The sequence below is a fragment of the Mesorhizobium sp. M0074 genome (genome assembly GCF_040322975.1).
Taxonomy (GTDB): domain Bacteria; phylum Pseudomonadota; class Alphaproteobacteria; order Rhizobiales; family Rhizobiaceae; genus Mesorhizobium.
The window spans coordinates 317,466-338,109 of sequence record NZ_JAMYUM010000001.1 but is presented as its reverse complement, the minus strand read 5'-3'; the positions used below and the strand labels follow the sequence as shown (position 1 = coordinate 338,109).

At 63.8% G+C, this 20,644-nt stretch carries 21 protein-coding genes and 1 pseudogene; 6 read left to right on the top strand and 16 right to left on the bottom strand.

Translation table 11 applies throughout. The features are described 5' to 3' along the window. Window positions 1–25: 25 nt before the first annotated feature. Together NKJ73_RS01675 and NKJ73_RS01670 are read right to left on the bottom strand one after the other, a co-directional pair. A complete protein-coding gene (locus NKJ73_RS01675) occupies window positions 26–925 on the bottom strand; it encodes a LysR family transcriptional regulator (protein WP_352568114.1) in 900 nt (299 codons plus the stop codon). A 1-nt stretch (window position 926) separates the two neighbouring features. Then, window positions 927–2,126, bottom strand: a complete 1,200-nt coding sequence (locus NKJ73_RS01670; RefSeq protein WP_352568113.1) for an amidase — start codon at window positions 2,124–2,126, stop codon at window positions 927–929. Between the two features lie 563 nt (window positions 2,127–2,689). On the opposite strand from NKJ73_RS01670, the gene odc2 reads away from it, so the two are divergent. Next, window positions 2,690–3,823, top strand: a complete 1,134-nt coding sequence (odc2, locus tag NKJ73_RS01665) for an ornithine/lysine decarboxylase (RefSeq protein WP_352568111.1) — start codon at window positions 2,690–2,692, stop codon at window positions 3,821–3,823. 283 nt (window positions 3,824–4,106) lie between these two features. After that, window positions 4,107–4,649 carry a GNAT family N-acetyltransferase gene (locus NKJ73_RS01660; protein ID WP_352568313.1) on the top strand — a complete coding sequence of 181 codons (543 nt, stop codon included), beginning with the start codon at window positions 4,107–4,109 and terminating at the stop codon, window positions 4,647–4,649. Between the two features lie 54 nt (window positions 4,650–4,703). On the opposite strand, the gene NKJ73_RS01655 is transcribed toward NKJ73_RS01660, so the two are convergent. Beyond that, complete coding sequence (locus NKJ73_RS01655; RefSeq protein WP_352524570.1) at window positions 4,704–4,988, bottom strand: SCP2 sterol-binding domain-containing protein; 285 nt, start codon at window positions 4,986–4,988, stop codon at window positions 4,704–4,706. A gap of 318 nt (window positions 4,989–5,306) precedes the next feature. Between NKJ73_RS01655 and NKJ73_RS01650 the strand changes: the two genes are divergently transcribed. Then, window positions 5,307–7,040: a chloride channel protein gene (locus NKJ73_RS01650; RefSeq protein WP_502896705.1), complete on the top strand. Its 1,734-nt coding sequence runs from the start codon at window positions 5,307–5,309 to the stop codon at window positions 7,038–7,040. Between the two features lie 57 nt (window positions 7,041–7,097). Here NKJ73_RS01650 and NKJ73_RS01645 read toward each other — a convergent pair whose 3' ends face one another. Next, window positions 7,098–8,108, bottom strand: coding sequence for a nucleoside recognition domain-containing protein (locus NKJ73_RS01645; RefSeq protein WP_352568110.1), 1,011 nt, complete (start codon window positions 8,106–8,108; stop codon window positions 7,098–7,100). 118 nt (window positions 8,109–8,226) lie between these two features. On the opposite strand from NKJ73_RS01645, the gene NKJ73_RS01640 reads away from it, so the two are divergent. Then, complete coding sequence (locus tag NKJ73_RS01640; protein WP_352568109.1) at window positions 8,227–8,679, top strand: Lrp/AsnC family transcriptional regulator; 453 nt, start codon at window positions 8,227–8,229, stop codon at window positions 8,677–8,679. Between the two features lie 238 nt (window positions 8,680–8,917). Continuing rightward, on the top strand, window positions 8,918–9,316 hold the full coding sequence (locus NKJ73_RS01635; RefSeq protein ID WP_352568108.1) for a GFA family protein: 399 nt from the start codon (window positions 8,918–8,920) through the stop codon (window positions 9,314–9,316). Between the two features lie 90 nt (window positions 9,317–9,406). Here NKJ73_RS01635 and NKJ73_RS01630 read toward each other — a convergent pair whose 3' ends face one another. The 8 genes and pseudogenes from NKJ73_RS01630 to NKJ73_RS01595 form a co-directional block, all read right to left on the bottom strand. Next, complete coding sequence (locus NKJ73_RS01630) at window positions 9,407–9,970, bottom strand: GNAT family N-acetyltransferase (protein ID WP_352568107.1); 564 nt, start codon at window positions 9,968–9,970, stop codon at window positions 9,407–9,409. 200 nt (window positions 9,971–10,170) lie between these two features. After that, window positions 10,171–10,530, bottom strand: coding sequence for a GNAT family N-acetyltransferase (locus NKJ73_RS01625; protein ID WP_352568312.1), 360 nt, complete (start codon window positions 10,528–10,530; stop codon window positions 10,171–10,173). A 6-nt stretch (window positions 10,531–10,536) separates the two neighbouring features. Further along, entirely contained in the window at window positions 10,537–11,718 is a 1,182-nt protein-coding gene (locus NKJ73_RS01620) for an arabinose transporter (protein ID WP_352568106.1), read from the bottom strand. Between the two features lie 40 nt (window positions 11,719–11,758). After that, complete coding sequence (locus NKJ73_RS01615) at window positions 11,759–12,181, bottom strand: lipocalin-like domain-containing protein (protein WP_352568104.1); 423 nt, start codon at window positions 12,179–12,181, stop codon at window positions 11,759–11,761. Window positions 12,182–12,245: 64 nt separating this feature from the next. Then, window positions 12,246–13,262, bottom strand: a complete 1,017-nt coding sequence (locus NKJ73_RS01610; RefSeq protein WP_352568103.1) for a zinc-dependent alcohol dehydrogenase family protein — start codon at window positions 13,260–13,262, stop codon at window positions 12,246–12,248. A 26-nt stretch (window positions 13,263–13,288) separates the two neighbouring features. Beyond that, window positions 13,289–13,685 (bottom strand): annotated as a pseudogene (locus tag NKJ73_RS01605) ((R)-mandelonitrile lyase). Window positions 13,686–13,697: 12 nt separating this feature from the next. Next, window positions 13,698–14,168, bottom strand: coding sequence for a cyclophilin-like fold protein (locus tag NKJ73_RS01600; protein WP_023675438.1), 471 nt, complete (start codon window positions 14,166–14,168; stop codon window positions 13,698–13,700). Next, window positions 14,165–15,355 (bottom strand): MFS transporter, encoded by a 1,191-nt coding sequence (locus NKJ73_RS01595; RefSeq protein ID WP_352568102.1) that lies wholly within the window; start codon window positions 15,353–15,355, stop codon window positions 14,165–14,167. Before NKJ73_RS01595 ends, NKJ73_RS01600 begins: the two co-directional genes overlap by 4 nt. 150 nt (window positions 15,356–15,505) lie before the next feature. Between NKJ73_RS01595 and NKJ73_RS01590 the strand changes: the two genes are divergently transcribed. Next, complete coding sequence (locus NKJ73_RS01590; RefSeq protein WP_352568101.1) at window positions 15,506–16,399, top strand: LysR family transcriptional regulator; 894 nt, start codon at window positions 15,506–15,508, stop codon at window positions 16,397–16,399. Window positions 16,400–16,673: 274 nt separating this feature from the next. On the opposite strand, the gene NKJ73_RS01585 is transcribed toward NKJ73_RS01590, so the two are convergent. Genes NKJ73_RS01585 through NKJ73_RS01570 form a run of 4 tightly spaced genes read right to left on the bottom strand, consistent with a single transcriptional unit; the run spans window position 16,674 to window position 20,522 of the window. Further along, window positions 16,674–16,919 (bottom strand): MoaD/ThiS family protein, encoded by a 246-nt coding sequence (locus NKJ73_RS01585; protein ID WP_023675441.1) that lies wholly within the window; start codon window positions 16,917–16,919, stop codon window positions 16,674–16,676. Next, window positions 16,919–19,183 (bottom strand): xanthine dehydrogenase family protein molybdopterin-binding subunit, encoded by a 2,265-nt coding sequence (locus tag NKJ73_RS01580; protein ID WP_352568099.1) that lies wholly within the window; start codon window positions 19,181–19,183, stop codon window positions 16,919–16,921. Before NKJ73_RS01580 ends, NKJ73_RS01585 begins: the two co-directional genes overlap by 1 nt. A 2-nt stretch (window positions 19,184–19,185) precedes the next feature. Continuing rightward, window positions 19,186–19,662 carry a (2Fe-2S)-binding protein gene (locus tag NKJ73_RS01575; RefSeq protein WP_023675443.1) on the bottom strand — a complete coding sequence of 159 codons (477 nt, stop codon included), beginning with the start codon at window positions 19,660–19,662 and terminating at the stop codon, window positions 19,186–19,188. Further along, a complete protein-coding gene (locus tag NKJ73_RS01570) occupies window positions 19,662–20,522 on the bottom strand; it encodes an FAD binding domain-containing protein (protein ID WP_352568098.1) in 861 nt (286 codons plus the stop codon). The genes NKJ73_RS01575 and NKJ73_RS01570 overlap by 1 nt, the downstream gene beginning before the upstream one ends. Window positions 20,523–20,644 lie beyond the last annotated feature (122 nt).

The following is a 20,644-nucleotide window of genomic DNA, read 5'->3' as shown; positions in this document are numbered from 1 at the left end:
ATGGGACCGCAAGGCGGCTGAAAGCTCATGCGTTGTCCAGCGCCTTGAACCACTGCACCAGGAAATCGACAAAGACACGAACTTTTGCAGGCAGATAGCGCCGGTGCGGATAGACGGCGAAGATGCCGCCGCCGGGCAGTATGCGGTCATCCAGCGCAGTCACCAGCTTGCCGCTTTCGATGTCGGGCGCGGCGATAAAATCCGGCAGGATGGAAAATCCCAATCCAGCCACGGCGGCCGCCCTCGCCGCCATCGGGCTGTTGACCTCGATCGGGCCAGAGACCGAAACGCTCACAGTATCGGCACCGTCGCCCTTGAACGGCCAATTGGTCAGCCAGCGGCCATTGGTGTCGATGATGCAGGGCACGCGGGCAAGGTCTTGCGCCCTGACCGGCATGCCGTGCCTGGCGATCAGTTCGGGAGACGCGCAAAGCCGTACCGAAAATGGCGCCAGGCGCCTGGCGATCAGCGAGGAATTTTCCAGCCGCGAAATGCGCACCGCCAGATCGAAGCCCTCCTCGACCAGATCGACGAAACGGTCGTCGAGATGGATGTCGAGCACGATGTCGGGATGCTGCTTGGCGAAATCGATCAGCGACTGGCCGATCGGCGCGTCGGCGAAAGTACGCGGCGCCGACAGCTTGATCCTGCCGCGCACGTCGCCGGAGGATTCGCGCACCGCATCGGCAAGGCTGTCGACCTCGCGCACGATCTCCGAGGCGCGCCGATAATAGGTGTGGCCGGCCTCGGTCAGGGAAAACTGCCTGGTGGTGCGGTTGAGCAGCAGCGCGCCGAGCTCGTCCTCCAATTCGCGCACATATTTCGACAATAGCGCCTTCGAGCGGCCGATCTTGCGCGCCGCCGCCGAAAATCCTTCGGCCTCGACCACGTCGATGAAGGCGCGCATGCGGGTCAGCGTATCCATGTCATGCGCCTCCTTGGTGGGCCGAAAGGATGCGGGCGGCCAGCGCAATCAGCTGCCGGTCGCGGTTCTTCGGGCCGAGCAGCGAAAGACCGAACGGCGCCCCGTCGACCTTGCCGAGCGGCAGCGTGATTTGCGGAAAACCGGACAGGCCGGAAAGGCAGAGCAGTCTCAGCGCCCGCTCGCGATAGGTCTGCAAATCGTCGAATGACGCGGCCTTGAGCGGCGCGGCACCAGGAGCGGTCGGAAGCACAAGAACGCCGTCGTCGCCAAGCAGGCCGGCCAGTTCGAGGCGAAACGAAACGCGACGTTCCGTTTCACGTTGCGCGGTTGCCGCGTCGACGGTCGCGCCGTGCTCGAAACGCTCCTTGACACCGGGTCCCAGCATGCGGTCGCCGCCGGCGATCCAGGCGCCGTGACTTTGCCAGGCTTCATAGCCTTGCAGCTTGCGGAAGCACCAATAGAGATCGTCGGTCGAATGAGACAGCGGCCCGACGCTGCGCGGTGCGCCCAGCACCGAAGCGACACTGCGGAGCATGGCGCGATATTCGTCGGCCTCGTGCGGGCCGAGCACGAGGCCGTCCAGCGCAGCGAGAGTGACGGGGCGTCTCAGTTCGTGGGAATGCGGATCGTCGCCGAGCAGCACCGTGCCGACCTTTTCGTAGATGACGATGTCGCTTGCGAACCAGCCGAACGTGTCCAGCGAAGGCGCCAGCGGCATGGCGCCGTCGAGCGGGATGCGGCCATGCGTCGTCCTGAGGCCGATCAGGCCGCAGAAGCTTGCCGGCGCTCGGATCGAGCCGCCGGTGTCCGATCCGGTGGCAATGTCGGCCAGCCCGCCGGCGACTGCCGCGGCAGAACCGGAGGACGAGCCGCCGGTGACGCGGTCGGGTGCTGCCGGGTTGACGGGCGACGGGAAATGCGCGTTCAGCCCGAGCAGGGAAAACGCGAGTTCGTCGGTCTGCGTCTTGCCGACGAAGCGGGCGCCCGAATCAAGCAGCGCCTGGACGGCCGGCGCGGTCGCCATGGCCGGTGAAGCGTCCCGGTATTTCTGTGGATTGCCGCAGCCGGTGCGGTAGCCGGCGACGTCGAAGATGTCCTTTACGGCAAGCCGCAAGCCGGCAAGCGGGCCGGATTTCGCATTGGCTACAGGGGTTTGATCAAGGTCGAGAAAAGCGTTCAGCGGGCCGCGAGTGCCTGTCATGCGTTCGATATCCGGATGTGCTTGCCGCAGCATTTTTCTTCTGGTTGCCGCAGCATTGTTCGATGCCACAAATTTTACAATCTGCCATACGATTTTTATTGATTGTGAAATCTTTCGATCTTATATCGCGCTTGCCCAAAGTCGCACGTGCCTGTGGGTGTCCGCCGATCCTCGAATGGTGAGGGTAATCGGTAAGGTAACTGGAGCCAACCCCTCCAGTCGGTTTAGCGGCCAACCGCCAACCGAGGACACCTTGAAGCAACGACGGTGCGGGCCTTTCTGGTGTTCTGCCGGTCGTCCAAAGACCGGGGTTACTGAAGAGGCACACCTTCATTGCCGGCAGTGCGGACGGGTCTCCCATCCAAGCCAAGGCAGACAAAGCGAACCGAGGCCGGGCAAGGCCAAGGTTCACCGCCGCGAGACGGCGCTTCATGGTTCCGGGGTCTCCACCGGCTGGTTCCATGGATTTCCGTCCCGCCTTTGTCCACCGCGTGTTCGCGAGGCCGAGAGCCCGCGTCCGCAAGCCTTTGTGCGCGCCGAAAGGCGCTGATGGAGAGACCCCGATGGCTACCCAGCGCATCCTTGACTTTCTCGCCACCCGACGTCCGAACGGCCCGTGCCTCGTCGTCGACCTCGATGTCGTGCGCGACAATTTCCGCGCCTTCGAGAAGGCGCTTCCCGATTCCAAGATCTACTATGCGGTGAAAGCAAATCCGGCGCCGGAAATCCTGCGCCTGCTTGCTGCGATGGGCTCGTCCTTCGACACCGCTTCCATTGCCGAAGTCGAGATGGCGATGGACGCCGGTGCGCCGGCGGACCGCATCTCCTTCGGCAACACCATCAAGAAGGAGCGTGACATCCAGCGCGCCTACCAGCTCGGCATCAAGCTGTTTGCGGTGGACTGCGTCGAGGAAGTCGAGAAGATCGCCCGCGTCGCTCCCGGCGCCCGCGTGTTCTGCCGCGTCCTGACAGACGGCGAGGGTGCCGAATGGCCGCTGTCGCGCAAGTTCGGCTGTGTGCCGGCGATGGCGGTCGACGTGCTGCGCCATGCCAGGGCGCTCGGCCTCGACGCCCATGGCGTGTCATTCCATGTCGGCTCGCAGCAGACCGACCTGACCGCCTGGGACCGCGCGCTGGCCGACGCCAAGAAGGTGTTCGCGACGCTCGCCGACGAAGGCATCGTGCTGAAGATGGTCAATATGGGCGGCGGTTTCCCGACCCGCTATCTCAGGGATGTGCCGGTGGCGCAGGCCTATGGCCAGGCGATCTTCTCGGCGCTCAGGAAGCATTTCGGCAACGCCATCCCCGAGACGATCATCGAGCCGGGCCGCGGCATGGTCGGCAATGCCGGGGTGATCAAGTCGGAGGTCGTGCTGATCTCGAAGAAGGCCGACAACGACAATGTGCGATGGGTGTTCCTCGACATCGGCAAGTTCGGCGGTCTCGCCGAGACGATGGACGAGGCGATCCGCTACCCGATCGTCACCGCACATGACGGCAGCGAGACCGCGCCTTGCGTGCTCGCCGGCCCGACCTGCGATTCGGCCGACGTGATGTACGAAAAGACGCCGTACCCGCTGCCCTTGTCGCTGACCATCGGCGACGAGGTGCTGATCGAGGGCACCGGCGCCTACACGACGACCTATGCATCGGTCGCCTTCAACGGCTTCGAGCCTCTCCGATCCTACGTGATCTGAGGGCTCGCAAGAGTTGCTCAGATCATCCCCGGTGGGCGCCTGTCGCCCGCCCGGGCTCGCCTGTGGAACAATCCGCTCGTGAAGGATCGCGGAAATGGACATTGTAGATTTCGTTGTTGAAGGCGCCGCAGGAATCTCCCCCCTTGAGGGGGAGATGTCGCCAAAGGCGACAGAGGGGGTCGCCGCGCGTGAAGCGCCGGCCTCCCACGGTCCAAGAGAGGTCGCAGCAGCCGAACCGACCCCCTCTGGCCGCTTCGCGGCCGTCTCCCCCTCGAGGGGGGAGATTGCTGGCGCCTTTGTCATCACTGCAGAAACCGCCGCCGACGTCCCGGCGCGCGAGGCTTTGCTCGATCGCGCGGTGGGGCCGAAGCGCCGGAAGAAGTCGTCGGAAAAGCTGCGGCGCGGCCGCCGGCCTGCGGAGGGCCTGGCCTTTGTCGCGCGCGATGCGTCGGGCACTGTTGCCGGCACGGTGCGGCTGTGGGACGTGGTCCTGGGCGAGGGCGGCACGGCAGCGCTGCTGCTCGGCCCGCTTGCGGTCGACCCGGCGCTGAAAAATGCCGGCATCGGCTCGGCGCTGATGCGCCATGCGGTCACTGAGGCCGAGCGGCTTGGCCATGCGGCGATCCTGCTGGTCGGCGACGCGCCCTATTACGAGCGCTTCGGGTTTTCGGCCGCAAAGACCGGCTCGCTGGCCATGCCGGGGCCTTACGAGCGGCACCGCCTGCTGGCGCGGGAACTGGTTGTCGGCGCGCTCGACGGCGCGCAAGGCACGCTGAAGGCGGCCGGGCGCAAGCTGAAGGCGCAGCGGCTGCCGCTCGCTGCCTGATGGTTCGAAGCAAGCCGCCCGCCATCGTGCGGCGGCTTGTTTCACCTCAAGCGATCAGCCGATCAACTGGCTGAGCGCCATGGCGACGCTCATGTCGCCTTCGACCTTTATCTTGCCGGACATGAAGGCCATGGTCGGGTTGAGGTCGCCTGATATCAGCGAGTCCAGATCGTCGAGCGACAGCTTTATGGTGCAATCGGCCGGCGCATCGGTGGTCGAGACATCGGCGCCGTCGATGACGATGACGCCGTCGCTGCCGGTGTCGAATTTCACCGAGCGATCGAACCCGGCACTCGCCACGCGCGACCTGATCTTGTCGGCAATCTCCTGAACGCTCATGGCGGTTCTCCTCGTCTCGTTGCGTTTGTCGCGCCTTGGCGCGTCCACCTGGCCGAAGTCGCATGGCTGGTTTTACAGCCACGGTCGCTGGCGCATATAGCTTTGGGTTGACGTTTACGTCAACGCGGTTCCCCGAGCTGAGGATGGGCTTTATCGCCGCAGCATCACGCGGGCATGACACCTCGGCGGCCTGCATGTTGCCATGCGATGTTGCCGAGGGTATCAGGCACCCACGAATATCGGCGAGCCGCCCCGGTGCTTTCCAGAAACGAACCGCCCAGAAACGAACCGCAAGTCTATGCCCGCCGGTTGCGCGCGGTGCTGATCAGATCGATCCCGCTGCTCGAGGCGCGCGGTATTGCCGTCGTCATTCTGGCTGCCCTGGTCGGGGTGATGGCGGGTGCGCTGGTCACCGGCATGAGCGGACTGGTGCAGGTCCTGCATGGGCTTATGTTCGGCGTTCAGCCCGGCGGTCGGCTTTCGGCGATGTTTTCGCTGCAAAGGCCGGAGCAGGCGCTGATACCGGCGATCGGCGGCATCCTGCTCGGGCTGACGGTGATCTGGCTGAGAAAGCGGAAGTTCCGCACGCCGGTCGATCCGATCGAAGCCAACGCGCTTTATGGCGGCCGCATGTCGCTGACCGACACCTTCATCATCGCCGGGCAGACGATGATCTCGAGCGGCTTCGGCGCTTCGGTCGGGCTCGAGGCCGGCTATACGCAGGTGGGTTCGGGCCTGGCGTCGCGGCTGGCGCGCTTGTTCAGGCTGCGCCGCAACGATGTCCGCATCCTGGTCGGCTGCGGTGCCGCCGGCGCGATCGCCGCCGCCTTCGACGCGCCGCTGACCGGCGCCTTCTACGGTTTCGAGCTGGTCATCGGCATCTACTCGGTCGCCAATGTCGCGCCGGTAATGGCCGCCGCGATCTCGGCCTCGCTGACCGCAGAGGTGTTCGGCGGCGTGCCGTTTCCGCTGGAGCTCGCCGGTCTGCCGCAGCTCACCGTCAGCCAGTATTTGCCGTTCATGCTGCTCGGGCTTCTGGGCGGCGGTGCTTCCATCGCCATCATGCATCTGGTGAGCCTGATCGAGCGCCTCTTTGCCCGGCTGTCGATCGACGCCTCGCTGCGCCCCGCCATCGGCGGCGTGATGGTCGGGCTGCTGGGGCTGGTCACGCCGCAAGTCCTGTCCAGCGGCCATGGCGCGCTGCACCGCGAATTCGCGATGAATTACGGGCTGGCCGTGGTGGCCAGCGTCTTCGTGCTGAAGCTGGCGGCCTCGGCGATCTCGCTCGGCTCCGGCTTCCGCGGCGGCTTGTTCTTTGCCTCGCTGTTTCTCGGCGCGCTGCTCGGCAAGATGTTTGCCGGCGCGATGGCATTCGTCTCGCCGGCGACCGGCATCGACCCTGCCGTCGCCGCCGTCGTCGGCATGACCTCGCTCGCCGTCGGCGTCGTCGGCGGCCCGTTGACGATGACCTTCCTGGCGCTGGAATCGACCCGCGACCTGACGCTGACCGGCGTGGTGCTGGCTGCCTCGCTCATGGCGGCGATCCTGGTGCGCGAAACGTTCGGCTATTCCTTCTCGACATGGCGCTTTCACCTGCGCGGCGAAACGATCCGCAGCGCGCATGATGTCGGCTGGATGCGGAGCCTGACTGTCGGCTCGATGATGCGAAAGGATGTCCGCACCATCGACGCCTCGACGACGCTTGCGGAATTCCGCAAGCAGGTGCCGCTCGGTGCCTCGCAGCGCGTCATCGCGGTTGACGCCGACCTGCATTATGTCGGCGTGCTGATCGTCGCCGAATTGCACAGCCATTTGTCGGATGACGAGATGCCGGTGCTGTCCTTCGCCAAATTCAGGGATGCGGTGCTGGTGCCGAGCATGAACGTGCAATCGGCGGCCGAGACCTTCCAGCGCGCCGGCGCCGAGGAATTGGCGGTGGTCGAGGATTTCACCGATCGCAAGGTGGTCGGTCTGCTGACCGAAGGCCACCTGATGCGGCGCTATGCCGAAGAACTCGACAAGGCGCGGCGCGATCTGTCGGGCGAGGGGTAGCCGCGTCCTGTCCCGATTGCGATGCGACACACATGTCGGCTGCTGCGTAAGGAGGGCTCACGTCAACGGCCCGCTAATCGCCGGCTCCGAAATCCGATTGCGCGGACTGTCTTCTTCCTTGTGGAAGAGTGTCTTGAAGAAAAGAGCGTCGGGAACCGCCTTGATTAGTTTTGCGATCACGGCGGTCGCGAGCACGGCAAACGCCAGGCGACCGAGAAGCACGCTCGTAACATCAGCGCCAAGTGTGACAACGACCAACGTATCCTCAATGAGGCTGTGGGCAAAACCCATGAACACGCAGGCGAGGAATATCTGACGCGGCTCCGCGCTAGGCGTGCGCGCCTCGCTGATCAGCAGTCCTGCGCCATAGGAAATCCCGAGAAACAGGCCGACAGCGGCGAAAGGTACCGTCTGCTTTTCGATGCCGGCGAGCCGAAAGAGCGGGGCAAGCCCTCTGTTCATCCACTCCAAAATGCCCGACATCTTGAGAAGCTCGATCACCCAGCTCAGCGCAAGCAGAACAACGAGCATGATGCCCAGGGTTTTGAGCGTACCCAGGAGAAAGCCGCCCCAGTCGGTGCTTTCATTCGTCGGCATCCACGCCGGCTTCACCGGTCCTGACAGCCATCCGGTCGCGGCGAATATCTGATGCAGAAGGACAGCAGAGACCAAACCCCCGCCAATACGAAGCGCCGCGGTGACCAGGAAGCTCGGCCCGGCCCTCTGAATGATCCGTTGCTCGATCGGAATGGCATGTGCAAACAGCAAGAGAGCCGAAAGAACCGTCATGTCGGCAGTGCTGAGCGCCGAAACCGGAACCAAGGTGAATACGATCACAAGCGCGCCCCAGATCCCGACCAGCAATCCCGTCAGCCAGGCAAAGGCGAGTTCAGGTGGCAACCCCACCTGCAACATGAGCGGGGAGAAGAACGGAGAAATCGCCTGGATGACGCCAAGGTCCTGCAGCAGCCGCGTGGCAATCGCAACCGGAACGATCATGCGAACCAGTTCCCAATAGATTTCAAGCGTCTCCAATGTCTTGCGATAGAAGGCGGCGCAAATTGCCATCATGCTGCTCCATCATTCCTGGAGCCGTCTGAGTAGCGTGAGACGCTTCGCATTTGCGGTCAAAGTTTGCGATTCCGTGCAATAAAATTGCAACGCACCGACGATGAGCGCGACCGACATGGACAAGATCGACAGAAGGCTTCTCAACCTGCTCCAGGATGATGCCTCACGAACTAACCCCAAACTGGCGGGGTTAGTCGGGCTTTCCCCTTCGAGCTGCCTGCGCCGCATACGACGACTGAAGAAAAGCGGTGTCATCAGCCGCGTTGTCGCGCTTCTCGCACCGGCAAAGGCTGGCCGGGGCTTGAAGGCGATCGTCGCCGTCGAACTGGAGCGTCATGGTGAGCAGTATATGAGGGACTTTCTCGAGTTGGCCGCTCAGGAACCGGCCGTCACTCAGGCCTACAGTGTAAGCGGCGAAACCGACGCCGTCCTCATGCTCCGCCTGACGGATATGGAAGAGTTCGATGCGCTGTGCGAGCGACTGTTCCGAGACCGAAGTAACGTCGCGCGATACCACACGATGTTCGTGATCCGAACGGCCAAAGAAGTGACCGCAATTCCACTGTAGTGTTCGGGTTGCGATAGACCTGCCAGGCCGTGAATTCAGCGGCCCGGCGGAGAAACTCTACGAACATTTCTATATGCCGAAAGGGGGGTAGTGAAGGCAGCTTGGAGGCAACGCCTCGCGCACGCGAGGACAATCGCCAGCGCCGAATGTCGGAATTGGGGGCCAGCTCGACGCATTTCATGGCGCCTCCCTCACGCCCAGGCATGAAGCTGTCCTTGTTGACTCGAGGAGTATTTGCATGCGTGGTCATTGCTTATGTGGCGCTATTGCTTTTGAAGTCGATGGCCCGGCACAGGCCTGCGTGGTCTGTCATTGTGAAAGTTGTCGGCGGCAATGTTCTGCGCCGATGACCTCCTATATTGGAGTCTTGGACGGCCAATGGCGATGGCTGGGCAAGCTACCGAAGGTATTCAACTCTTCTCCCGGTGTGGAAAGAACATTTTGCAATCACTGTGGCACGCCGCTGTCCTTCCGCTCAAAAAACATGTCTGATGTCATGCATTTTTTTTCGGCAGCAATGGAAGAGCCAGAAAATTTTGCACCTACGCTGCATGTCGCTTTTGAGGAGAAGCTCCCTTGGTTGAAACTCGCCGACAACCTGCCGACTCGTTTTGGGCCTGACTATACGAAAGGCTAGGATCTGCTCGCATCGAGACAAACGGTGGAAGCTGCGGACAGCATCCGGAAGCGAGATGATGCCTCCGTCCGTTCAAACGGCGGTCGAACATTATCGATCGCGGCTGCTCTCGACCTGCTTGAGCGGCAGCAGGTAGGCGATGATCTGCTGATCGCCGAGTGCTGGATCAAAGCCAATAATGTCGGAGGCGAAAAGGTCGTGGGCGGGGCGTCTCTCGAAGCCAAGGCTTTCATACAGCTTGTATGCAGACGTCATGGACGAGGCAGTGTGAAGCGCAAGGCCGCCTGAGCCCTGCAGACGCGCTTGCATGACGCACCATTCGCAAAGCGCGCGGCCATATCCGCGGCCCTGTGCCGAGGGAACAACCGCGAGAGTCCTGAGGCCTGCCAGCCCGGGCGGCCAGCCCATGCCGTCAAAGGCGGCATCGGCGTAGTAGGTGACCGTCCCGACGAGGCGTCCCTCGGCTTCGAGCACCGCGACGCTAGCTTTCGCCCATCGCCCCGCGACATCCCGCGCATCCTTGACGTAGGGCTCGAAGATGTGCGGTGCCAGAACGGGCCGTAACGATGCGAAAGCCTCCGAGACGAGCAACCCAATTCCATCCAGTTCCTGACGGCTTGCCAGGCGGACGCGTGGCTTGGATGCGATCTGCATGCATGTCCTCACTGCTCCAGTAATTCGACCGTATGTAGGGCTCCCTCCGGCTGGCTGGACTTCGCCCGGCTTCGGCCGTCGGCCGTATCCCGCAGCGCGATTCACCCGGAGAGGTTCGCCTGCCACAATAATGACCGGCAGCAAGATTCCAATGGACCTGAGCCGTCGAGCCGCGACGACGAGTTAATCGGCGGAGCACCTCAAACTTTCGGCAACAGTTTGCTCATGCTTATGCGCTCCTCGACCTCGTATCCGCACTGTCGGTAGAACCCAAGAACCGTCGAATTGGAAGCGACAATTTGGAGGTTGATCTTTATGCAACCAAGGCCGGCGAGCCGCCTTTCGGCCTCATGGATGAGGGCCTCGCCGATCCCTTTTTGGCGATGGGACTGCAAGGTAGCGATGCGCGATATCCACCCTCGATGGCCGTCATACCCGGCCATGATCGATCCGACGACCTGATCGGCCTCTATCGCCACCAAAAGCAGGTTCGGCTGATGCCTCAGCTTCTCGCGAAGCGGGAGCGATCGTAGTTGCGCGACATCTCGAGCCCAGACTATCCGGCTCTATAGTGGAGCGTTACGGCGACCCAGCAGCAGAGCGATGCCCAACGCCGGAAGCGTCGCCGTCGCGACGGCGAAGAAGACGAATTGCAGCCCGGCCGACCCAGCGACCAAGCCGAGCGCCGGACTGCCGAAGCCGAGCGCCATGTCGAGGAAGACGGTGTAGAGTCCCATGGCCAGGCCGCGGCTGCGTGGTGGAAGATGGCTTACGGCCTCGGCACCGAAACCGGGATAGACCAGCGAGTAGCCGAGGCCAGTCAGGCCCGCTCCGATGGCGGCGAGAACAGGCCCGGGCGCAAGCCAGATCAGCATCAGCCCTGCCGCCTCGACCGCCACGAAGATCACGGCGACGCGCGCGCCCCCTAACCTGTCAGGCAGGTGGCCGAAGCACAGCCTTGCCGCGATCAGCGACGCGGCATAAGTGGTGAAGGGAAGCCAGACCGGCTGCCAGCCGCGTTCGGCAAAGAGCAGCGCGCCAAAGGACAGGATTGCGCCATAGCCAAGGCTGCTGAAAGCAGCTCCGACGCCGGGAAGCCAGACCGCTTGCGCCACGCTCGTCCATGACTGTCGCGCGGCGCTCGCGGCGAGGCTGGTGCCACGCATAGGCAGGATGGCAAGCAGCGTCGCAAGTGGCAGGCCGACCGTCGCGAGTGCGATCGCGGCGAAGCCGCTCGCCGTGTAAAGCGCAGATCCGATCGGCGCGCCTAGCGCGAGTGCTGCGAACATCGCCGTGCCCACCCAAGCTATGACCTTTCCGGAGTTCTGTCCGCCCGCAAGGGAGAGGCCCCAGGCGACGCCGCCTGTGATGATGAAGCTCTCAGACGCGCCCAGTACCGCCCGGCCGGCGAAGAGCGCCGATGCGGACGCTGCCGGCCGGTCGAGCAATGCCAGCGAGCCGAGGTAAATGAACCCCGCCAGGGCAGCGGCAATGAGGCCGACGACGACGGCCCGCTTGCCGCCGCGCCCATCGGCATAATTTCCGGCTCCAATGCGCGACAGCATCGAGGCGACGAACTGGCTGCCCGTCACCAGCCCGACTGCGAAGGGGCCGAAGCCGAGTTGCTGGTGAAGATGCAGCGGCAGGACGGGTAGCGCCAAGCCGATCAGGAGGAAGCCGGCGAAGACAGCCGCCATGATTGGCACCAGTTCCGCCATCGCGCCATTTCGGTCAGAAGTCCGCGCCATTGTGGCCACCGATAACACTTTGACAGCCGGGCTGTTCCGATCAGTAACGTTCGTAGGTCACGCGCCAGCCTTCGGCCGGATTGTCCGGCGTCAGGACCAGTTTGTTGTCCGAGACTTCGAATTTGCGTTTCATGCTCTTCCCGACAAGGTTGCGGACCAGGGAGGACTCGATCGTGATGACGAAGGTCTTGTCCTGGTCGTTGATGGCGACCGGCCCGTAATAGGCTTCGTAGCCATTCGCCGTGTAAGGCGTGTCCGGCGCCTTAGCGTCGGGGTTCTGGGCCTGCACCGAGAGGGTGCCGGCCTCGGTGAAGATGACCTGGCCGGAATATGGCACGGGCTTGAGGTTTCCCTCGGCACCGGCCTCGAGCGACCTCATGCGCCATGCGCCGATGATCGGGGACTCTTGGGAGAAAGCCGGCGTGGCGACCGAAAGCGCAAGCGCAGCGATCTTCAATCTCATCGTCATATGTCGTTGTTCTTTTTCTGGTTTGTGGGTGCGGACAGGCCGTCCGCCCAATCTTCGCTTACACCGAAAGCATGACCTTGATGGCGCGCCGCTCGTCCATGGCGCGGTAGCCTTCAGCGACCTCGGCCAACGGCAGCTTGAGGTCGAAGACCTTGCCGGGCTTGATCCTGCCCTTGAGCACACGGTCCATGAGGTCGGGCAGGAAGCGGCGCACCGGCGCGGGGCCGCCCAGCATGCGCTTCTGGCCGAAGAAGAGATTCTGGCCATCGAAGCTCACGCCATGCGGCACGCCGACATAGCCGATGGTGCCGCCGGGGCGAGAGCAGGCCAGCGCCTGGTCGAAGGATTCCGCCGTGCCAACGCATTCCAGCACCGAGTCCGCGCCGACGTCCTTAGTGAGCCCTTTGATCCGGGCCACACCTTCCTCGCCGCGCTCAGCGACGATGTCGGTCGCGCCGAATTCGCGGGCGAGTTTTTGGCGGCTGGCGTGCCGGCTCATGGCGATGATGCGCTCGGCGCCCATCTCCTTGGCCGCAAGCACGCCCATCAGGCCGACCGCACCGTCGCCGACCACCACCACCGTCGATCCTTCTCGGACCTCGGCTGCGTCGGCCGCATACCAGCCGGTGCCGAGCACATCGGACACAGCCAGCAGGTCAGGGATGAGTTCGGCCGGCGGCACCTCGGCGGTGGCGACCAGTGTGCCATCCGCCAACGGCACGCGGGCGTAAGGCGCCTGCGCGCCCGACATGAACTCGCGCTGCACACAGGACGACTGGAAGCCGAAGCGGCAATGCGGGCAGGTATTGTCGGAGAGGCAGAACGAGCCGACGACGAACTGGCCGGGACGGACCGTGCGCACCTCTGCGCCGACCTCGACGACGATGCCACAATATTCGTGGCCCATATGCATCGGGCCGTTGACCGGCTGCAGCCCGCGATAGGGCCACAGGTCCGAGCCGCAGATGCAGCTCGCCGAGAGCTTGATGATAGCATCCGTCGGGCGAAGGATCATTGGGTCTTCGACTTCCTCGCAGCGGATGTCGCCGGGCTTATGAAGAACGGTTGCGAGCATTTTGCTTTCCTTTCGTTCAATCGATGTCAGGCGCCGTAGTCGGCGTCGATGACGTGTTCCAGCCAGTCCACCACCTTGCCGTCTTTGACCTCCTGGAGGGCAATGTGGATCATGGCCGTCTCGGGTGAGGCACCGTGCCAATGCTTCTCGCCGGGTGCGAACCAGACAACGTCACCGAAGACGGATCTCCTCGACCGGCCCGCCCTCGCTCTGAACGAGGCCGAGGCCGGAGACGACGATCAACGTCTGTCCAAGCGGATGCGTGTGCCAGGCGGTGCGGGCGCCCGGCTCGAACGTCACCTGCGCGCCCTGCACGCGCGCGGCGTCGAACGGGTTGAACAGCGGATCGATCCGGACCGTGCCGGTGAACCAGTCGGAAGGCCCGTTGCCAGACGACCTGGTGCCTGCGCGAAGAATATCCATGGTGATCTCCTGTCAGATGCGTTCGATGCGAAGCGGGAACTTGCCGCTTACGTGTAGGGCCTCTTCGCCCGCGTCGAAGCGGCCGAGCCTGATCAGCCCGGGATGGCGGTAGTCGGCGTAGAACATGGCCAGATTGCCCCAGGGCATGAAGTAGCAAAGGTCGTATGGCCGCTCGTTGCCGAACGGGCCGCTGCCCTCCTCCGTCAGCTTGCGCGGCAGATAGGCAATCTTCTCGTTATGCGCGTAGTCGTCGATGGTGAGATCGAGCGGCAGCATGGTGAAGAAGTCGCGCGCCGACGGATTGTCGTAGAGCGTGGCGGTCATGGTCCGGCCATTGAAAATCATCTTGATCTTCATGTCGGTGGGCTCCTGGCTGCCTGGGTCGCTGCCCTGCTGGCTGCGGGCGGCCCGCGGCAGGACCGTTGCCGCGAGCGCGCCGCCGAGCAACGCGCGGCGGCTGAGGTCCGGACGGTCGATCGTCATGGCTGCGACCTCCGGGCCATATGCGATGCGGCAAAAGCGGCGAGCGCCGATCCGCAGAGCAGCACCGCGCCGAAAGTGAACGCTCCCCACCAGCCGACCGTATCGAAGAGCGTGCCGCCGATGGCGGCGCCGCCTGTAATGGCGAGCTGGATGACGGCCACCTGCAGCCCGCCGCCGGCCTCTGCGTCGTCCGGCAACGTGCGGCAGAGCCACGTGCCCCAGCCAACGGGCGCGGCCGTGCCGAAGAAGCCCCAGGCAACGAGCAGCGGCGCTGTAGGAATCGGCAGCGTACCGAAGGCGATGAGCGCTACGGCCAACGCGGCCATGACCAGCGGGATGACGATGAGGATGCTGAACAGGCGCGTGCGCAAAAGCCGGCCTATGCAGAGGGTGCCGAGCACCCCGGCCAGCCCCATCGCCAGCAGGATCGCCGAAAGCGCGGCGATGTCGAGCCTAGTGACGCTCTCGAGGAAGGGCCGCAGATAGGTAAAGAGCGCAAACTGGCCCATGAACAGCATCATGATCGACGCCATGCCGATGGCGACAGGAAAACGGCCGAGGAGCGCCAGCGGATTGCCTGGACGCTTCCTCCGGCGCGGGGGCAGCGCCGGCAGGCTTGTCCACTGCCAGACCAGCGCCAGGACCCCAAGCGGCACGACGAGGAAGAAAGCGCCGCGCCAGCCGACATAGGCGCCAAGAAAACTGCCCAGCGGCGCGGCGATGGTGGCCGCAATGGCATTGCCAGCGTTAAGCATGGCGAGACCCTTCGGAACCATGTCTTGCGGCACGAGGCGCATGACGATCGCGGTCGACATCGACCAGAACCCGCCGATCGCAATGCCGAGCAGCGCCCGGCCGACCATGAGGAACGCGTAGTTCGGCGCGAAGGTGACAGCGAGCCCGGACACGATCAGGAGAAGGGTGAAGCCGGTCACGACCAGTCGGCGGTCTGTCCGGCGCGTGAGGCCGGTGACCAGCAGGCTGGTCACGACGGCGAAAGCGCCCGAAATCGAGATCGCCTGTCCCGTGCGGCCCTCGGTGATGCCGAGATCGGCCGCTAGCGGCGACAGCAGGCTGACCGGCATGAATTCCGACGCGATGAGCACGGAAACACACAGCGCCATCGACAGCACCGCGCCCCATGCGGCGCGGTCTTCGACAAGCCTTGTGTCGTAGGTCGTTTCCATAATTGGCATCCTTGCAAGGCGACGGGGTGGATCAGCCGCCCATCCCCGTCACCATGCTGGAAGATATTGCAGAGGAACCCATTCTGTTAGACTGAGTAATTCGCATGGACTTATCTGCTTATGATATAAATGTCAGACGGGAGGTGCCCTATGCAGCGCGATGGGATGAAGGATCTGCTCTGGTTCGTGGCGGTCACCCGGGAGCGCAGCTTCACCAAGGCGGCGGCCAAGCTCGGAACCTCGCAGTCGACTCTGAGCTCGACAATCAAGGAGCTTGAAGCTCGTCTTGGCGTCCGCCTGCTGACGCGTACGACCCGGAGCGTCGCTCCGACCGAGGCCGGCGAGCGACTTTTCCAATCTCTTGTTCCCCGCTTCGAGGAAATCGAAGCCGACCTTGCAAGTCTGGTGGCCTTTCGCGACAAGCCCTCCGGAACGGTCCGCATCACGCTGTCCGACCATGCGCTCCAGACGACCGTCTGGCCGAAGTTGCAGCCCTTGCTCAGCGACTATCCTGACGTGTGCGTCGAGCTCTACAGCGACAACGGCATGAAGAACATTGTGGAGGAGCGCTTCGACGCAGGCGTGCGGCTTGGTGAGAGCATCGACAGGGATATGATTGCAGTGCGCATCGGGCCGGATTGGAGGCTCGTGGCCGTGGCTTCGCCGGAGTACTTTTCCCGCCATCCGGTTCCGACCGCACCGCAGGATCTGGTCGATCATGACTGCATTAATATGCGGCAGGCGACGTTCGGCGGATTATATGCCTGGGAATTCGCCAGGGATGGCCGCGACCTTCGTGTGCGGGTGGAAGGCCAACTCACCTTCAATTCGTCCATTCCCATGATCGAGGCTGCGATAAGCGGTTTCGGAATCGCCTATGTCCCGGAAAACCTCGTCAGCCACCACATCGCCAAGGGATGCCTTAGGCTCGTGCTTGACGACTGGAGTCCGCCATTTGCGGGCTATCACCTCTACTACCCGAGCAGGCGACAGCTCTCGCCTGCGATGGCGGTGATCATTGAGGCGCTCCGCCATCGCATCTGACTCCCAAGACTGTGCCTATGAATCATGAAGCTGACATTGGTAAATGGTAGGTTCTGACCCAAGCCATTTGACTTCTACGCTGCGGGCGGCTGCTTTCGCCTCAAAGCAGACGTGTAGCTCGCTCGCCTCTATGTCTGTGATTGACACAGAAGCAGTCATCGAAAAGGAGCCAAACTCGCAGGCTGAACTGGCCAAGAATTCTCGTGGATAGCCGAGGTTTTTCTCGAGCCTAGGCCATGTCTTGGTCGTCAATGGGTAGGACAGGGTTGTTCAGTTATCCCCCGGCAAGACGCGGCAGCAGGAAAATCTCCGCCCCTTCCGGCAGCTCCTTCGACCAGGTGTCGCGATAGATCGTCCCGTCGATGGCGACGGCGATGCCGCGATCGATGTATGGCTCGAGGCCGGGATACTGTTCAGCCAGCTTCCTGAACAGCTCCCGAATGTCCTTGGCCTCGATCTCGACCTTGCTCTTGCCTCCGGCGATCGCGCCGAGCGATCCCCAGAGCGTTACTTCGACCATCAGCCTTCCCGTTCTGCCTCGAGCGCCGCCAGGATGCGCGGCGGCGACATCGGGATGTGCGTCATCCGCACGCCCGCGGCGTTCGACACCGCATTGGCGATCGCCGCCAGCGGCGGCACGATAGAGGTCTCGCCGACGCCGCGCACCCCGTAAGGATGGTTGGGATTGGGGATTTCGAGGATCTGTGTGTCGATCATCGGCAGGTCCGAGCAGACCGGGATGCGGTAATCGAGGAAGCCAGGGTTCTGCAGCCGCCCGTCCTTGCCGTAGATATACTCCTCGTTGAGCGCCCAGCCGATGCCTTGTGCGGCACCCCCCTGGTATTGCCCCTCGACATAGGTCGGATGCACCGCCTTGCCGGCGTCCTGAACGACGGTGTAGCGCAGCACCCTGGTCGAGCCTGTCTCGGGATCCACCTCGATATCGCAGATATGGGTGGCGAAGGAGACGCCGGCGCCGTCGGCGACGAGCTCACTGTGGCCTGCGATCGGTCCCCCCGTCTTCCCTGACGCGGCTGCGATCTCCTTCAGCGACAATGCTGCAAGGTTGCCGTATTTCTCGCCCTTGGCAATCGCGTGACCTTTTTCCCAGACCACGTCGTCGACGGGAATGTCCCACATCTGTGCGGCGCGTTCCCGCAACACCTTGATAGCGTTGCGAGCGGCGGAGATCGTCGCCATCGAAGACGAGAAGGTGCCGCGGCTGCCGTCCGTCATATCGTTGTAGCCGAGGCTGGAGGTATCGGCGACCACCGCCTTGATTTGCCCATAGGGGATACCGAGCTCCTCCGCCGCCACCAGAGACAGCGACGCGCGCGAACCACCCACGTCCACGGTTCCGACGGCAAGGGAGACCGAGCCGTCCATGCCGATGTTGAGGTCGGTGCAGGTCTGGCCACCGAAATTGAACCAGAAGCCGCAGGCCATTCCGCGGCCCTGGTTCTTGCCGAGCGGCGCCTTCATGTGCGGATGATTCTTCACCGCCTCCAGCGTCGGCCCGATGCCGATCGGGCCGTATACCGGTCCATAGGACGATCTGGTGCCTTCCTGCGCCGCGTTCCTGATCCGGAACTCGACGGGGTCCATGCCGATCTCCTTGGCCAGCTCGTCGACCGCACTTTCCACCGCAAACGCCGCCATCGGAGCCGACGGCGCGCGATAGGCCGCGGTCTTGGGCCGGTTGACAAGCACTTCGTAGCCGACCGTCCTGACGTTCTCGAGCTTGTAGCAGGCAAAGGCCGTCATGGCGCCGATCTCGGCCCACATGCCGGCATAGGGGCCGCAGGAATAGCGCAGCGTCGCCTCGGCCGCCGTGATCGTGCCGTCCTTGCGGGCGCCGATCCGAACATCGATCGAGGTGGCGCTGGTCGGGCCGGAGGCGCGGAACACCTCGTCGCGCGTCATCACCAGCTTGACCGGCCGCCCGGCCTTGCGTGACAGCGCCAGTGCCACCGGCTCGGCCCAGACATGGGTCTTGCCGCCGAAACCGCCGCCGATCTCCGAGGAGGTGACGCGCAGCTTCGAGGCCTCCATGCCAAGCAGTTGGGCGCAGTGTTGGCGGTAGACAAAATGGCCTTGCGTACAGACCCACAGGTCGGCGGTGCCGTCGGAGCTGACATTGGCCACGCAGGCATGCGGCTCGATATAACCCTGGTGCGTCTGCTCGGTCTTGAAGGAGCGTTCGACAACGAAGTCGGCCTGGCCGAAACCTTCATGGATGTCGCCATGGCCGTACTGGGTGCGCTTGGTGACGTTTGAAGGCTTGACGGGCTTTTGCTCGAGGCCCTCGGTGAAGATGGCGTCGTTGATCAGGGGTGCGGAGTGCTTCATCGCCTCGTCGACGTCGGTGACATGCGGCAGCACCTCGTAGTCGACCTCGATCAGCTTCAGTGCCTGCCTCGCCGTGCGGGCATCGACCGCAGCCACCGCGGCCACGGCATGGCCGTCATAGAGCGCTTTCTTGCGCGCCATGCAGTTGTCGAGGATGTCGTACATGGCGGCATCGCCGTCGGTGAGGTCGGGCAGGTCGGCCGCGGTGATCACGGCCTTGACGCCGGCGAGCTTCTCCGCCTTCGACGTGTCGATCTTCCTGATCGTGGCATGTGCATGGGGGCTTCTGAGAACGCGCCCGACCAGTTGCCCGGCCATGTTGAAGTCGGCGCCATAGCGTGCGCGGCCCGTCACCTTGTCGACGCCGTCGGGACGGATGGGACGCGTGCCGACAGAGGTGAAATTGCGTCCGGAGTAACGCGGATCGAAATTCATCGTCATGCTCCCTTCATCACGCTGGCGGCGTCCTGAACGGCACGCACGATCTTGTCATAGCCGGTGCAGCGGCAGAGGTTCCCGGCGAGGCCGAAGCGGATCTCCTCCTCGGTCGGATCGGGATTCTTGGCCAAAAGGTCCTTGGCAGCCATGAGGAAGCCCGGCGTGCAGACGCCGCATTGGAGTGCGGCGTGTTCCAGAAATTTCTGCTGCAGCGGATGCAGCCTGTCGCCATGCGCCATGCCCTCGATGGTCTCGACGTGCCGGCCCTCGGCCTCCGCGCCGAGCACCAGGCACGAGCACACCAGCCGATCGTCGAGGATGATGCTGCAGGCCCCACAGTCGCCGGTGCCGCAGCCTTCCTTGGCGCCCGTCAGCCCCAGGCGATCGCGCAGGACATCAAGCAGCGTCTCGTCCGGCTGGCAAAGAAACTCGACATTGTCGCCGTTGATTGTCGTTGATACTGCCACACCAGCCATCATTTGCCTCCTGCGCGTGCATAGGCGGTCGTGGCGGCCCGCTTGGCCAGCACACCCGCGACTTTCCGTCTGAATTCGATAGTGCCGCGCTTGTCGTCGATCGGGCGGCAGGCGCCCGAGCAGACCTTGGCGAGCCTCTCCAGCGTGGCTTCGTCCAGCTTGGAGCCGATGAGAACCTCGGCGGCCTCCTCGACCAGAATCACCGTCGGCGCCACGGCGCCCAACGCCAGACGGGCGGATTTGACGCGACCTTGCTCATCGAGCGTCAAGTTCACGCCGGCGCTTACCACCGCGATGTCCATCTCCGTGCGCGGAATGAAACGCAGATAGGCATCGCCCGAACGCGGCAGACGGCTGTCGAGCAGGATTGCCTCGACGATCTCGCCCTTGGCCAGCGACGTCTTGCCCGGCCCAGTCGGCACCGCTTCCACGGCAATCGTGCGCCTGGTTCCCGGGCCGACGACCACAGCCTTGGCGCCAGCGGCCACCAGCGCCGGCACGCTGTCGGCGGCCGGCGAGGCGTTGCACAGATTGCCGACGATGGTGCAGCGTCCCTGCACCTGCTTCGAGCCGATCAGCTTGGCCGCTTCGACGACGCCGGGCCATGCCTTCTGCAGGGCCGTGTTCTCGCCCAGCACGGCGCAGGGGACCGCGGCGCCGATGCTGAAGCCCTCGGCTGTTTCCCTGATCTCGCCAAGCCCGTCGATCGCCTTGATGTCGACGATCAGGTCGGGTTCGATAAAGCCGCCTTTCATTCGCACCAAGAGGTCGCTGCCTCCGGCGAGGATGGCGGCCGTGGCGGCTGAACCGGCCAACAGGCCGGCGGCGTCTTCAATTGAAAGCGGACGTATGTAACGCATCGTCTCCCCTTAGTGGTCATAGTCACACCAACTGATATAACCGTCTCTCCACAATGGCCATCCTGTTCGTGCATTCGCGGATTGGGCCAGGCGCCGCAATTTCATTTGCTCGTCCAATTGGA